This window comes from Labrys sp. WJW (assembly GCF_001676615.1).
GTDB lineage: Bacteria > Pseudomonadota > Alphaproteobacteria > Rhizobiales > Labraceae > Labrys > Labrys sedimenti.
On the sequence record NZ_LYXZ01000016.1, the window covers coordinates 50,950 to 65,833 of the forward strand.

The window sequence follows — 14,884 nt, forward strand, 5'->3', positions numbered from 1 at the left end:
TCCCGCCCTATTCCGCCGCCGCGGCCGTCCCCCTGCCGCCGTGGCCGTTGTCCAGCGCAGCTGGCACGCCGTGCTTCTCCATCTCGTCCTTCGGCCCAACCAGGGGACCGAAAAGGAAGGAAATGCCACGTGTGAGATCGTCCATGACCGCGTAGAAGGACGGCACGAAGATCAGCGACAGCAGGGTCGAGACGATCAGGCCGCCGATCACGGCGATGGCCATCGGTGCCCGGAACTCGCCGCCATCCCCATGTCCCAACGCCGTCGGCACCATGCCGGCCACCATGGCGATGGTGGTCATCACGATCGGCCGCGCGCGTTTGCGTCCGGCATCGATGATGGCGTCATGGCGGTGCATGCCATGCTTGACCCGCTCCACCGCGAAGTCGACCAGCATGATGGCGTTCTTGGTGACGATGCCCATCAGCATCAGGATGCCGATCACCACCGGCATCGAGATCGAGTTGTGGGTGGCGAGCAGCGCCAGGACCACGCCGAGCATCGACAGCGGCAGCGAGAGCAGGATGGTAATGGCGTGGAAGGGGCTGCCGAGCAGCAGCACCAGCACGCCCGCGACCATCAGCAGGCCCGTCCCCATCGCCATGGCAAAGCCCGAGAACACCTCGGCCATCACTTCGGCGTCTCCGGTGGGCGCGAAGACCACGCCCTTGGGCAGGTTCTTGGCCTCGGGCAAGGCCATGGCCAGTTCCAACGCCTCGCCGATCTCCAGGCCCTTGCGCAGGTCGGCGCCGATCTTGACCTGCCGCTCGCGATCGTTGCGCTCGATCGAGGTCGGCCCCTGGCCGAACTCGACATCCGCCACCGCCGATAGCGGCACGCTGCCGCCCGAGGCCGTGGTCAGGCTGAGCGCTTCGATCAGGCCGAGATTGCCACGGGATTCCTCCGTCAACTGCACGCGGATCGGCACCAGCCGGTCCCCGGCATTGAACTTGGCCAGATTGGCGTCGATGTCGCCGATGGTCGCCACGCGCACCGCCTCCGAGATCTGCTCGGTGGTGATGCCATAGCGGGCGGCATCGTCGGTTCGCGGCAGGATGCGCACTTCCGGCCGTTCGAGGCCGGTATTGGCAGCGACATTGTTGAAGCCGGGCACATGGCGCATGGCGCCTTCCAGGCGAGACGACGCCAGGGCGAGCGCCTTCGGATCATTGCTCTTCAGCGCCAGGTTGACGTCGCGCTCGCCATTGTCGTTGACGCGCCAGGCGCGCATGTCGGGAATGGCGGTGAGGATGCGCGCAATATCATCCTGGATGGCGAGCTGGTGGCGTGCGCGTGTCTCACGCTTGGTGAGCTTGACATAGATCGCCGCACGCCGCGGGTCGAGCTGCCCGGTCGGCGAGGTGCCGCCGATCACGAAGACCTGCTCGACTTCCGGGATCTTGCGGATGGCGGCGACCACCTCGTCGGTCTTGGCCTGGGTATTCTCGAGCTTGCCGCCCGGTGGAATCTCGGCGGAGATGACGACGCGGGCGTTATCCTCGGGCGGGATGAAGCCCTGAGGCAGCAGGCCCATCAGGCCAAACGTCACGATCAACAGCCCGAAGCCGGCCACGATCGTGAGATAAGGCGAGAACCAGCGCGCCAGCGTCATTTCCAGGAAGCGGGTATAGGCCCGCATGATCCAGCCATCACGCGCCTCGACATGGGCATGCGGCCTGAGGAAATAGGCCGTCATCATCGGCGTGATCAGGCGCGCCACCAGCAGCGAGAAGAACACCGCCACCGCCACCGTGAGGCCGAACTGCTTGAAATATTGGCCGACGATGCCGCCCATGAAACTCACGGGCGCGAAGATGGCGATGATCGTCATGGTGATCGCCATCACCGCAAGACCGATCTCATCAGCCGCCTCGATGGAGGCGCGGTAGGGCGACTTGCCCATCTTCATGTGCCGGACGATGTTCTCGATCTCGACGATGGCGTCATCGACCAGGATACCCGTGACAAGCGTGATGGCGAGCAAGCTGACGAGATTGAGCGAAAAGCCCATCATGCTCATCGCCCAGAAGGTCGGAATCGCCGAGAGCGGCAAGGCGATGGCGGCGATCAGCGTGGCCCGCCAGTCGCGCAGGAAGATCAGCACGACGATGACGGCAAGGATCGCGCCTTCCACCAGGGTCTGCATCGCCGCTTCGAAATTGCCATAGGTCGAGGCGACGCCATCGTCCACCACCGCATAGCTGACCTCGGGATGGGCCTGGTGCAGCGCCTGGATCTTGGCGGCGACCGCGGCTGCGACCGTGGTGTCGCTGGCACCCTTGGAGCGGAAGACCGAGAAGGCGACGATCGGCGTCGAGCCATTGATGCGCGCGAACGAGGTCTGGTCGGCATAGGCGTCCGTGATGTCGGCGATCTCGTTGAGGCGCACCTGCCGCCCGCCGGGCAGCGTGATCTTGGTCTCCTTGAGCTCGTCGACCGTATGGGCGCCGGCCAGGGTCCGGATGGCCTGCTCGCGATTGCCCACCTCGCCCTTGCCACCCGACAGATCGACCGTCGTCGCCTTCAGCACACGGTTGACGTCGGCGGCGGTTATGCCGAGCGAAAGCAGGCGATCGGGATCGACGGCGACGCGGATCTCGCGCGTCACGCCGCCGATGCGGTCGACGCGGCCGACGCCGCGCAGGCTCTGCAGGTCCCGTTTCACCACATTGTCGACATGCCAGGACAGCTGCTCCAGCGTCATGCCAGGCGCCGTGGCCGAATAGGTCATGATCGACTGCGACTCGATTTCGAGGCGCGCGACCACCGGCTCCTCGATGTCACGGGGAAGTTCAGTGCGGATCTTGGTCACCGCATCCTTGACGTCGTTGAGGACGCGATCGGTGTTGGTGCCGAGCCAGAACTCGATGGCGACCGTCGAGGTGGAGTCGGTGATGGTCGACTGCACATGCTTGACGCCGGCGACGCTGGTGACGGCATCCTCGATCTTGCGCGTCACCTGTGTCTCCAGCTCGGACGGCGCAGCGCCGACCTGGGTCACCGTCACGGTGATGACGGGAATGTCGATGTTGGGAAATTTCGTGATCGGCAGGTTCTGGAACGAGACCCAGCCAAGCGCCATCAGCACCACGAACAGAACGATCGAAGGTACCGGATTGCGGATGGACCAGGCCGAAACGTTGAACGACATCGGCGCCTCACTTGGACTCGGTCGCGGGCTGGGCCATGCCCGCCCCGACGGCGCTGACCTTGTCGCCGTCACGTACGAAGGTGCCGGCGGTGGCGATCACCGTATCGCCGGCCTTGACGCCCTCGATGACCTCGGCCTGCTTTTCGGTACGCAGGCCGAGCTTGACCGGCGTGGTCGCCACGACACCGTCATGTACGACCTGCACCGTCGCTCCGTCCTCGCTGTAGAGAACCGCCGATTGCGGCACGAGCACGCCGGTATGGTTGGCAACCGCCACGCTGGCGCGCCCAAAGGCGCCGATCGTCAGGCCCGGCGCCTGGTCGATGGCAATGCGCACGCGCCCCAGGCGCGTAACCGAATTCACCTCGGGCGAAACCAGGCGGACGCGGGCCCTGAAAGGCTCCTTGCTACCCGCCGTGGTGATCTCGGCCGTCATCCCGGGCCGCATGCGCGCCAAAGTCGCCTCCGGCACGTCCGCTTCAAGCTCGACGTCGCCGTCTCGAATGATGCGGAACAGGGGATCGCCAGATGCCGACGCGATCGCGCCGATGCGGGCAGTCCGGCGGCTGATCACGCCCGCCGCCGGCGCGCGCACCTTGGTGTGCTCCAGGCGAACCATCAATTCGGAACGCTGGGCATCTGCTAGCTTCTTGTCGGCCTTGGCCACGGTCAGGGCGTGTTCGGCCGCCGCCGCGCGCGCATCCGCCATCTTGGCGGCTGCTTCGCGCTGGTCGAGCTGCTCGGCCGTGGTGTTGCCGGTCCGGACCAGCGCCTTGGAGCGCGCATAGGCGCTGGCGGTCTGGTCCTGGTTGGCCTTGGCTTCGGCAATGGCGCTCTCGGCCTGGGCGATCGCAGCCTCGGCCCTGGCGGTCTGCGCCTCGTTCTGGGCGAGAGAGGTATCGATGGTGGTGGTCGAGAGCTCGGCCAACACCTGGCCTTCGTTCACGCGGTCCCCTTCCTCGACCATGATCTTGTCGACGGCATAGCCTTCGATCTGGGGCGAGACCAGGATCTCCTCGCGTGCCACCAGATTGCCGGTCACCACCGCATGCTCGGTGATGGCGCCGGTCACGGCCGGCGTCACGGTGACCGCCGGCGGCTTGGTGACCACCACAGGCGGGGGCGGCGGGTTGAGACGGGCCATCAGCGGCTCGCGATAGGCATAGAGAACCGCGGCCGCGACGATGACGACGAGCATCAGGACGGTGAGCTTCGTGTACCAGGGCGTGCGGCGATATTCGACCGCCTCCCCATGGGAGCGACCGGACAGGCGCAGCGCCTTCAGGCTCGCCTCGTCGGCAAAGCCTTCCTCCCGCCGCTGCCGCTCGCCATCGCGCTCGGGCCGGTTCTGCTTTTCAACCGCGGACATGGGGCTTTTCCTCTGAAACGGGCGGAGAGCCCGGAGAATCTGACATCACAGGCAAAGGACGATCGAGCGGGATCTTTCCCGACATCAAAGCGTCCATGACGTTCACCAACAGCCGGAAGCCGTCCTCGACATCGAAATCCGGCTCCAGGGCGCGACGGGTGAACATGCCGTCTCCCATCGCCGAAAGCACGGTGATCACGGCCGAGCTGTCCACCGATGGGGGGATCTGCCCCGAGGCCTTGGCCGCCTCCAGGATCGCGACCATGAAGTCGTTCACCTCCCTGTCGACGGCCGCACACATCTCCGCCACCTGCGGGTTGCGGCTGGCCTCCGCCCAGATCTCCATGAACTGCACGCAGCGCTCGCGCGGGGTTTCAAGGAAATGCTTGCGACCGAGCGCGACGAAGGAACCCATGACGTCGCTGGAACGCGCCACATTCATGAAATCGGCACTGAAGCGTTCGCGATCGCGCTCAATCAGGCCCGACACCAAAGCCTCCTTGGAGGGAAAGTAGCGGTAGAGATTGCCGGCGCTCATGCCGGCTTCCCTGGCGACGTCCTGCATGGTGGTGCGATGGAACCCGGTGCGCTGGATGCACACCTCAAAGGCATCGAGAATGTGATTTCGACGCGCGTCGGCTCCCTTTGCAACCGTGGGCGGCGGCGCCACCCCTGCTTCGATCACCACTATCGCAACCCCGAATGAGAATGAACGTTCATTCTCAGTATCAGAGATTGTACAAGAAGCCAAGCCACACCCGTACGGCCGGCCGGGATCATGCTTCCCTTCCGGCGGCGGAATTAAGGCGAAAGGCGTACATCTGCGCGGAAACGAGCGCAAAACCTGCCAAAACCAACGCAAAACGCCCCTCCGCTGCGCGAAAGGGGCGTGGTATTGCAGTTAACAAGGGGTTGTGGCGTCGGCACTCCGCTCGGCCGAGCCGCATACCCGGCCAGAGCGTTTTGTGATCTGGTGGAATCACCAAGAATCGCAAAGACGCGTCCCACCAAAGAGTGAGAGCAATGCAGCGCTTCCGTCTAGTCGCACTTTGCTCTCTAACCTGTTGTTTTGACGCGTTTTCTTAATCGAAAAGTCTATCAACTTTTCTGAAAAACGCTTTAGCCCGCGATCAGGCCTCGAAGTCGAGCACCAGCAGGCCGTCGACACCGCCTTGCGTCGCAGCCAGGAGAGCCTGGGCTATCTTGGCGTGATGGGGGTGGGGCAGGTAAGCGTCGCGGGCGGAGGCGTCGACGAAGTCCACGGTGAAGGCGTGGCCATAACCGCGCGCCAGCCCCTCCGGACTGTTGTCCGGGCCGGCCGAAACAGCCACGATCCCGGGAATCGCCGACTTCATGTCCAGAATGGCGGCCAGCAATGCCTCGGTCTCCTGTTTCGACAGGTCCGGGCGCAGGCGGGCGAGAACGATATGGCGGATCATGATGCTGTCCTGTCAGGAACCGAAATTGACGGCGGGAAGCGGCTGCTTGCCGGCGATGAGATCGGCACCCTTCTCGCCGATCATGATGGTGGGCGCGTTGGTGTTCGAGGAGTTGACGATCGGCATGATCGAGGAATCGCAGACGCGCAGTCCTTCCAGCCCCCGAACCTTGAGTTCGGGCGTCACCACGGCCATGTCGTCGATCCCCATCTTGCAGGTGCCGGCAGGATGGTGGTCCGTCTTGCAGGTCCGGCAGGCATAGTCGCTCAGATCCTCCTCGCTGACCTTGTCCGGCCCCGGCATGCGCTCGGCCAGGATGAAAGGCTCCAGCGCCTTCTGACGGAAGATCTCGCGCGCCATGCGCAGTCCTTCCAGCGACATCGCCTTGTCGTAGGGATCGGACCAGTAATTCGGATCGATGAGCGGGTGGTCGATCGGATCGGCGGATTTGAGCCGCACCGTGCCACGGGAGCGCGGCTGCAGGAAGGCCGAATTCAGCGTCACGCCGGCATTGCGCAAGCGGGCGACGCCGGCCTCGATGCCCGAACCCGAACCCAGATGAAACTGGATGTCGGGCGAGCGGGCGCCCTTGTCGGCATAGGCAAAGCCGCCGGTCTCGAACAAGGTGGAGGCCACCGGCCCTTTCTTGAACAGGAGATATTGCAGCCCGGCCCAGGCCGTACGATGCGGCTTGGCGACATTGTCATAGGTGTGGTCGCCGGTGCATTCGGCGATGACATAGAGGTCGAGATGGTCCTGCAGGTTCTCGCCGACACCCGGCAGATCATGCACCACCTTGACGCCCACCTCGCTCAAATGAGCCGCCGGGCCGATGCCGGAGAGCATCAGCAGGCGCGGCGAGCCGATGGCACCGGAGGAGACGATGACCTCGCGCTCGCAGCGCAGTTCGCTCCTGCCGCCCTTGCCGGCGACCTCGACGCCGACAGCCCGCCCCTTCTCGACGAGGATGCGGGTTACCATCCCATCGGTACGGATGCTCAGGTTCGGCCGCTTGCCCTCGAGCGGCTTCAGATAGGCCGCTGCGGCGGAAGAGCGCCGGGCATTGCGCACCGTGACCTGGTAATGGCCGACCCCTTCCTGGCTGGCACCGTTGAAATCGGCATTGTAGGGCAGGCCGTATTCCTGGCCGGCGCGGATGAAGGCCTCGTTGATCGGCAGAGGATTGATGGGAATGGAGACGCCGAGCGGCCCGCCGGCGGCATGGTAGCTGTCGACGAAGCGCTGATTGTCCTCGGCCCGCTTGAAATAGGGCAGGACCTCGGCATAGCTCCAGCCTTCGCAGCGATGCACATAGGCCCAGACGTCGTAATCGCGCGGATTGCCCCGCGTATAGATCTGCGCATTGATGGAGGAACCGCCGCCCAGCACCTTGGCCTGGGTGTACCAGAGCACCCGTCCATCCAGATGCTTCTGGGGCACCGTGGACCAGCCCCAGCTGGCGATGCCCTTGGTCATCTTGGCAAAACCCGCCGGCATGTGGAAAAAGGGGTGGCTGTCGCGCCCGCCCGCCTCGATCAAGAGGACCTTGACAGCCGGATCCTCGCTCAGCCTTGCCGCCAGGGCACAACCGGCCGGCCCCGCCCCGACGATGATGTAGTCAGTCATGGCGAACTCTTTCCGGGTGCGCGGGCATCTTGCCCGCTCTTCCTGCCTGCAAGCGCATCGTTTGCAAGAGCGGACGAGACGTCCGCGGTCCCAGCTTTGGCGGTTCCATCACGAACCTTGCCAGGATCGCACAGGAAGCAGCGCGACTGGGACCGCGGACGTCCCGTCCGCTCCTCCTCTCCCCAAGCGCGCCGTTTCCAAGAACGGGCAGGATGCCCGTGCACCCGGATGCCATCACAGCCTCGAAATCGAGAGTGCGCCGTCGCAGGCGATGGCGCTGCCGGTGGCGAAGCCGAAGGAACTGCCGGCGAGCGCCAGCGCCATCTGCGCGACATCGGCCCCCTCCCCCCAGCGCCGGGCCGGCACCACGCCCTGGTCGATCACAGCCTGGTACTTGTCGGCGACTACGGCGGTCATGTCGGTGCGGATCACGCCCGGGCGGATCTCGAACACGGGGATGCTGTCCGGTGCCAGCCTGACGGCGAGGTTCTTCACCCACATGGAAAGCGCCGCCTTGGAGACGCAGTAATCGGCCCGCTCGGGCGAGGCCATTTCGGCGCTGACCGAGGTGACGAACAGGATGGAGCGGTTGCGCACGGGCTTTTGCGGCGGCGGCAGCTTCAGCATGGTGCGGGCCACCACCTGGCTGAGGAACATCGCACCACGCATGTTGACGTTCATGACCCGGTCGAAATTGCCGGGTTCGAGGTCGAGCAGGTCGCCCCGCACCGGCGAGCCGATGCCGGCATTGGAGACAAAGCAGTCGAGCCGGCCATAGCTCGACAGCACCTCGTCGACCAGGCCCTGATGGCTGGCGAGATCCGCGACGTCGTTCTGAAAGAACAGCGCAGCGCCGCCTGCCTGGCCGATCGCCAATTCGGCATCGTCGATATCGTCATTGTCGACGATATCGGTGAAGGCGATGTCGTAGCCGCCTTCGGCGAAGGCCACCGCGATGGCAAGGCCGATGCCACGACGGGCACCGGTGACGAGGACGACGGGACGGCTCATCGGTTCAGCTCCGTTTCACAAATATGCTTGGCAGTCCGCAAGGACAGGGCCGCCACCGTCAGCGACGGGTTGACGGCAGCCGAGGTTACCAGGGTCGAGGCATCGGCGACGAACAAATTGGGATGGTCGAAGGCACGGCCGAAGGGGTCGAGCGGCGCCTCGCTGGGATCGGCACCGATGCGGATGGTGCCGCATTGGTGCGACGGCGTCTTGCGGTCGAACAAATGGGTGAGCACGATCGGAAAACCGGCTTGCTTCAGGGCCTTGCGCATCACGACCTGCAATCCTTCATGCGCTGTCATGTTGGAACGCCGCCATTCCAGCACGATCTTCTCGCCATCGAGCCGGACGCGACTGGAGGGATCCGGCAGGTCCTCGCTCATGATCAGGAAATCGATGGTCTTGCGGGCCACGGCGTTCAGCAGGAATTCGGGCACCTTGCGCAGGTCCGACTTCAGGATGGTACCGGAGACACGGCCGAGCAGCTGGACATTGCCGAGCGGCGGGCCGCCCTTGCCGTCGCCGAGATAGAAATCATTGAGCGCGAAGGTCTTCTGGTAGATCGAATCGTTGGTGAAACGCGGATCGACGCCGATCATCGCCGACAGATTGTGGTTCATGAAATGCCGGCCCACCATGCCGGAGCTGTTGGCGAGCCCCTCGGGCGCGGAAGCCAGCAGGATCGCCGCCGAGCGCACGGCCCCGGCCGCCAGCACGACGAGGCGCGGCGTGACGCGCTTGAGTTCACCGCCCTCCAGATATTCCACCGCCTCGATACGCCTGCCGTCGGCAGCCGGGATCAGCCGGCGCACCTCGCAATGGTTCTGCAGCCGAACATTGGCATGTTCGAGCGCCGGCAGCAGCGCGCAGGTCTCGGCATCCATCTTGCCGGTGCGCGCATCGGGAAAGGCGTCCCAGGGCGTCTTGCCATAGGAAAGCCATGTGTCGATGTCGACGCCGAGCGGCAGGGAAAACGGTTTCAGGCCGATGCGGGTGAGGCGCTCGCGCACCTCGGCGATCGCCCTTTCGTCCGGCACGGGCGGAAAGGCGAAGTCGCCGGTGCGAGGCGGCTCGGTGGGGTCCTCCCCGGCCCTGCCGCGCACCTGGAAAAGCCGCTCGGCCTCGTCATAGTAAGGCGCCAGTTCGCCATAGCGGAACGGCCAGGCCGGTGCATCGCCATCGGCATGGGCGATGCCGTCGAAATCCTCGGCGCGGTAGCGCAGGAGCACTGCGCCGTAGAATTTCGAATTGCCGCCGTTGCAGTAGTAATTGCCCGGATTGAACGGCCTGCCGTCGCTGTCGTACCAGCTCTCCTCGGGGCGAAAGAAGCCCCGCTGGAAGATCGCGCGGGCATCCCGGTTCTCCGGCCTGTCCGGCAGTTGACCGCCCTTGTCCAGGATGAGGATCTCCGCCCCGCTCGGCGCCAGGGCATGAGCCAGCGTCGCACCGCCCATGCCGGCACCGATGATGACGATGTCAGGCGAAGGCATGCAGATTCCGATCGGCGCTCACGAGTGGCGAAGAACGCGACGCCAGCCGCCTCCTTCGCTCCGTTCTTACGGGGAGAAGTCCGCCCTTGCTTCGCAACGGCGAGGGATGAGGGGAAGCATAACGGGTGCAAAATAGAGGATTGCGCAGCCCCTCACCTCTATCCTCTCCCCGCAAGCGGGGCGAGGGGGCACAAACGTCGAGCCATGTTCTTTGGCCTGCCATCTCGCTCAATCCTTCAGCAGCCTCGTATCCGCATGGAAGTGGTGTAACCAGTGAATTACAGCCTCTTCCCGCTGGCCGGATCGAAGACCACCGCCTTGTCGAGATTGAAGGCGAAAGGCAGTTCCTGGCCCGGCGCCACCACGGCATCGGAGCGCATGCGTGCCGTGACCTCCTTGCCGCCGAGATGAGTGACGACGAAGGTGTCGGCGCCGGCGGGCTCCACCACGTCGACCACCGCGTTCACCGTCTCGATCGCCTTGGAATTGCGATCGGCACCGTCATGATCCGTGATCGCCTCCGGCCGGATGCCGAAGATCAACTCGCGGCCATCCTCCAGCGGCGCGCTTGCGATATCCTCGGGCACGGGCAGGCTGACGCCGCCTCCGCTCTTGTTGAGGATCCTGAGCACCGTCCTGCCATTCTCGCGCGCTGACTTGGCCTGGATCAGGTTCATGGCAGGCGAGCCCATGAAATCGGCGACGAAGAGGTTGTTGGGCTTGTTGTAGATCTCGGCAGGCGTGCCGACCTGCTGCAGCTCGCCATCCTTGAGCACGGCGATCTTGGTGGCCAGCGTCATCGCCTCGATCTGGTCATGCGTGACGTAGACGATGGTCTTGCCGGTGGTGGCATGCAGGCGCTTGATCTCGACGCGCATGTCGACGCGCAGCTTGGCATCGAGATTGGAGAGTGGCTCGTCGAACAGGAAAAGCTTGGGGTCGCGCACCAAGGCACGGCCCATGGCGACGCGCTGGCGCTGGCCGCCTGAGAGCTGCGAGGGCCTGCGGTCGAGCAGATGGCTGATCTGCAAGGTCTTGGCGACCTGGGCAACCGCCGTGTCACGCTCGGGCTTGGGAACACCGCGCATCTCCATGCCGAAGGCGATGTTCTGCCCCACCGTCATGTTGGGATAGAGCGCGTAGCTCTGGAACACCATGGCGATGTCGCGCTTGGAGGGATGCAGGTCGTTGATCTTGTTGCTGTCGACACGGATCTCGCCCTCGGTGATGTTTTCGAGCCCGGCGATGGTGTTGAGCAGGGTCGACTTGCCGCAGCCGGACGGGCCGACCAGGACGAGGAAGCCGCCCTTGTCGAGGTCGAGATTGATCCCCTTGAGGATTTCGACGGCGCCGTAGCGCTTCTTGAGATTGTTGATTTCCAGGAACGCCATTGGGTCAGCCTTTCACAGCGCCCGCCATCAGGCCACGCACGAAATAGCGGCCGGCGACGATATAGACGAAGAGGGTGGGAAGGGCGGCGATCATCGCGGCCGCCATGTTGACGTTGTATTCGACCGCCCCGGTGGTGGTGTTCACCACATTGTTGAGCGCTGCCGTCATCGGCATCACATCGCCGGTGCCGGCGAAGGCGGAGGCGAACAGGAAGTCGTTCCAGATGTTGGTGAACTGATAGATCACCGTGACCACGAAGATCGGGATCGAATTGGGCAGCAGGATGCGCCGGAAGATCTGGAAGAAGCTGGCACCATCGACCATCGCAGCCCGCACGAGTTCATTGGGGAACGCCTCGTAATAATTGCGGAAGAACAAAGTGGTGAAGCCGAGGCCATAGACCACATGCACGAAGACGAGATTGAAGGTCGAGGAACCGAAGCCGAGCGAGGTGCCGATGGTCGACTGCAGGAAGGACCCGATGCCACCAAACTTGCCCAGCACCGTCGCCATCGGCAGCAGCACCGACTGGAACGGGATGAAGCAGGCGAACAGCATCATGGCGAAGACGATCTTATGGCCGGGGAAACGCCACTTCGTCAGCACATAGCCGTTGAGCGCGCCCAGGATGGTGGAGATCGCCACCGCGGGCACCACCATCTTGAGCGAATTCCAGAAATAGCCCTTGATCCCCGCGCAGGTGAGGCCGACGCAGGTCTCGTTCCAGGCCTTCAGCCAGGGCTGCACGGTCGGCGAGTTGGGCAGGGCCAGCATGTTGCCGCCCTGGATCTCGTCCATGGTCTTGAACGAGGTGGTCAGCATCACGAACAGGGGCACGAGATAGACGAAGGCGAAGATCAGCAAGAGGCCGTAGATCACGACGCGGCTGACCCAATTGGAGCCGACCGGCCCCGCAACGTCCCGGGTGGCGGCGCTCATCACTTCTTCTCCCGCAATTCGGAATAGAGATAGGGCACGATGATGGCGCTGATCGTCATCAGCATGATCACGGCGCTGGCCGAGCCGATGGCCATCTGGTTGCGCTTGAAGGTGTATTCATACATGAAGTTGGAGGGCAGCCAGGCCGAACCACCGGGCCCGCCCGATGTCAGGGCGACCACGAGGTCGTAGGACTTGATCGCCATATGGGCGAGCACGATGAAGGCGGACAGGAAGACCGGCCGCAGGATCGGAATGACGATGCGCCAATAGACCTGGAAGGTCGAAGCACCGTCGATCTGGGCGGCCTTGAGCATCTCGCCGTCGACGCCGCGCAAGCCGGCCAGGAACATCGCCATCACGAAACCCGAGGCCTGCCAGACGCCCGCGATCACCACGGTGTAGATCACCCGGTCCTTGTTCTTGATCCAGTCGAAATGGAAGCTGGTCCAGCCCAGATTGTGCAGCGTCGCCTCCAGGCCGAGGCCAGGGTCGAGAAACCATTTCCAGGCCACACCCGTGACGATGAAGGAGAGCGCCATCGGGTAGAGATAGATCGGCCGCAATATGCCCTCGCCCCGGATGCGCTGGTCGAGCAGGATGGCGATGAACAGGCCCAGCACCAGGCAGATGCCGACATAGAGTACGCCGAAGATCGCCATGTTGGTGATCGAATAATACCAGCTCGACGGCGGGTCGCTCTCGAAGGTCCAGCCCCACAGGCGCTGATAGGCGAGGCCTCCCGTCAGGTCGTAGCTCGGGAAGGTCTTGGAATTGGTGAAGGACAGATAGACCGTCCACAGGATGAAGCCATAGACGAACACCAGGATCGCGGCGAAGCTGGGCGCCAACACGATCTTGGGCAAGGCATCCTGAAGTTTCTCGCGCAAGCCCGGGCGAGGCGGCGCGCTTGTCGTAGCCAATGTCATGAAGGTTCCCCGCTTATTGTTCTTGTGCCCCGAGAGCCTGTCGACCGGGCGCGCAATCGGCGCCCGGTCGGTTCGCTTCCTACAGAAACGCTTGCTTCAGCGCTTACTTGGCTTCGTCGATGGCCTTGACCAGCTGGGCGACAGCCTCGTCCGAGGTCTTGATCTGGCCGTTGAAGAACTTGTCCACCACGTCCTTGTAGGCGGTGGCGACAGCCGGCGTCGCGCCATAGCCCTGGGCCAGCGAGCCGAACAGCGTGCCGCCTTCATTGGCCTTCTTCAGATCGGCGATACCCTTCTTGCCGCAGGCGTCGAAATCGGTATCCGGCACGTCGGTACGGGCGGGAACCGAACCCTTGACCACGTTGAAAGAGGACTGGAAGGACTTGGACAGCGTTGCCTTGGCGAGCGCAAGCTGGGCTTCCTTGCGATCATCCGGAACCGCGAACATGCCGAACATGTCGGAGTTGTAGACGACGCTGCCGTCGGTGCCCGGGAAGCGCATGCAGATATAGTCGGTGCCAGGGGTCTTGCTGGCGGCCTTGAACTCGCCCTTGGCCCAGTCACCCATCACCTGCACCAGGGCATCGCCCTTGATCACCATGGCGGTGGTCAGGTTCCAGTCGCGGCCCGAGAAGTTCGGATCGACATAGGTCTTGAGCTTGGCCAGGTTGTCGAAGGCCTTCTTCATGGTGTCCGACTTCAACGAGGCTTCGTCGAGGTCGTTCATCGCCTTCTTGTAGAATTCGGGGCCACCCGTGGAGAGCACGACCGAGTCGAACATGGTGGCTTCCTGCCAATCCTGGCCGCCGAGGGCGAGCGGCGTCACGCCGGCAGCCTTGGCCTTGTCGAGCAGGGCGATGAAATCGTCGAAGGTCTTCGGTTCGGTGCCGCCGATCTTGTCCATCACGGCCTTGTTGATCCACAGCCAGTTGACCGAATGGACATTGACGGGAACGGCGACCCATTTACCGTCATAGACGGCGAATTTCTGCAACGGTGCCGGCACCGCCTTGTCCCAGCCTTCCGACTTGGCGAGCTCGGTCAGGTCGCCCATCTTGCCGGCGGCAGCATAGTCGAGCACGGTATAGCCCAGCATCTGGGACGCCGTCGGATTGTTGCCGGCCGCGACCATGGCCTTCAGCGCGGTCATGGCGGCATCGCCGCCGCCGCCGGCAACCGGCACGTCCTTCCAGGCATAGCCTTCCTTGGCCAGGTCCTGCTTGAGCACGTTGAGCGCGGCCGCCTCGCCACCGGAGGTCCACCAGTGCAGCATCTGCACTTCCTTGGTCTGCGCCTGCGCCGCGCCGGCAAAGCCGAAGCTGGCAGCGGCAAGCGCCACGCCTGCGATCAGTTTGGTACGAACGGTCATCTATTCCTCCCATGACCATGATTGCCGGATACGTTCCGGCGACGTCTCATTCCAAGCCTCGAAGATGCTGATGCATCCTCGGCTTGGACACCTGCCGATTTTCTCTTCTCCAAATCAGGGATTTGAAGAAAATCGGCAGAAGGCACCAGGAGGCATTTTCAATGCCTCC

At 64.0% G+C, this 14,884-nt stretch carries 11 protein-coding genes; all 11 read right to left on the bottom strand.

Going from position 1 to position 14,884, the window contains the following annotated elements; translation table 11 throughout:
- Positions 1-7: 7 nt before the first annotated feature.
- Entirely contained in the window at positions 8-3,151 is a 3,144-nt protein-coding gene (locus tag BA190_RS10850; protein ID WP_068286104.1) for an efflux RND transporter permease subunit, read from the bottom strand.
- Positions 3,152-3,158: 7 nt separating this feature from the next.
- Positions 3,159-4,520: an efflux RND transporter periplasmic adaptor subunit gene (locus tag BA190_RS10855; protein WP_156771481.1), complete on the bottom strand. Its 1,362-nt coding sequence runs from the start codon at positions 4,518-4,520 to the stop codon at positions 3,159-3,161.
- Positions 4,507-5,208 carry a TetR/AcrR family transcriptional regulator gene (locus tag BA190_RS10860; RefSeq protein WP_156771482.1) on the bottom strand — a complete coding sequence of 234 codons (702 nt, stop codon included), beginning with the start codon at positions 5,206-5,208 and terminating at the stop codon, positions 4,507-4,509. The genes BA190_RS10855 and BA190_RS10860 overlap by 14 nt, the downstream gene beginning before the upstream one ends.
- A gap of 442 nt (positions 5,209-5,650) precedes the next feature.
- Complete coding sequence (locus BA190_RS10865; RefSeq protein WP_068286108.1) at positions 5,651-5,959, bottom strand: Dabb family protein; 309 nt, start codon at positions 5,957-5,959, stop codon at positions 5,651-5,653.
- 12 nt (positions 5,960-5,971) lie between these two features.
- Positions 5,972-7,585 (bottom strand): GMC family oxidoreductase, encoded by a 1,614-nt coding sequence (locus BA190_RS10870; protein WP_068286111.1) that lies wholly within the window; start codon positions 7,583-7,585, stop codon positions 5,972-5,974.
- A 234-nt stretch (positions 7,586-7,819) separates the two neighbouring features.
- Positions 7,820-8,596: a 3-ketoacyl-ACP reductase gene (locus BA190_RS10875; protein WP_068286115.1), complete on the bottom strand. Its 777-nt coding sequence runs from the start codon at positions 8,594-8,596 to the stop codon at positions 7,820-7,822.
- Positions 8,593-10,086 (bottom strand): FAD-dependent oxidoreductase, encoded by a 1,494-nt coding sequence (locus BA190_RS10880; RefSeq protein ID WP_068286119.1) that lies wholly within the window; start codon positions 10,084-10,086, stop codon positions 8,593-8,595. The genes BA190_RS10875 and BA190_RS10880 overlap by 4 nt, the downstream gene beginning before the upstream one ends.
- Before the next feature lie 278 nt (positions 10,087-10,364).
- Entirely contained in the window at positions 10,365-11,477 is a 1,113-nt protein-coding gene (locus tag BA190_RS10885; protein WP_068286121.1) for an ABC transporter ATP-binding protein, read from the bottom strand.
- Between the two features lie 4 nt (positions 11,478-11,481).
- On the bottom strand, positions 11,482-12,417 hold the full coding sequence (locus BA190_RS10890; protein WP_068286123.1) for a carbohydrate ABC transporter permease: 936 nt from the start codon (positions 12,415-12,417) through the stop codon (positions 11,482-11,484).
- On the bottom strand, positions 12,417-13,346 hold the full coding sequence (locus BA190_RS10895) for a carbohydrate ABC transporter permease (RefSeq protein ID WP_068286127.1): 930 nt from the start codon (positions 13,344-13,346) through the stop codon (positions 12,417-12,419). The genes BA190_RS10890 and BA190_RS10895 overlap by 1 nt, the downstream gene beginning before the upstream one ends.
- 103 nt (positions 13,347-13,449) lie before the next feature.
- Entirely contained in the window at positions 13,450-14,715 is a 1,266-nt protein-coding gene (locus BA190_RS10900) for an ABC transporter substrate-binding protein (RefSeq protein WP_068286130.1), read from the bottom strand.
- Positions 14,716-14,884 lie beyond the last annotated feature (169 nt).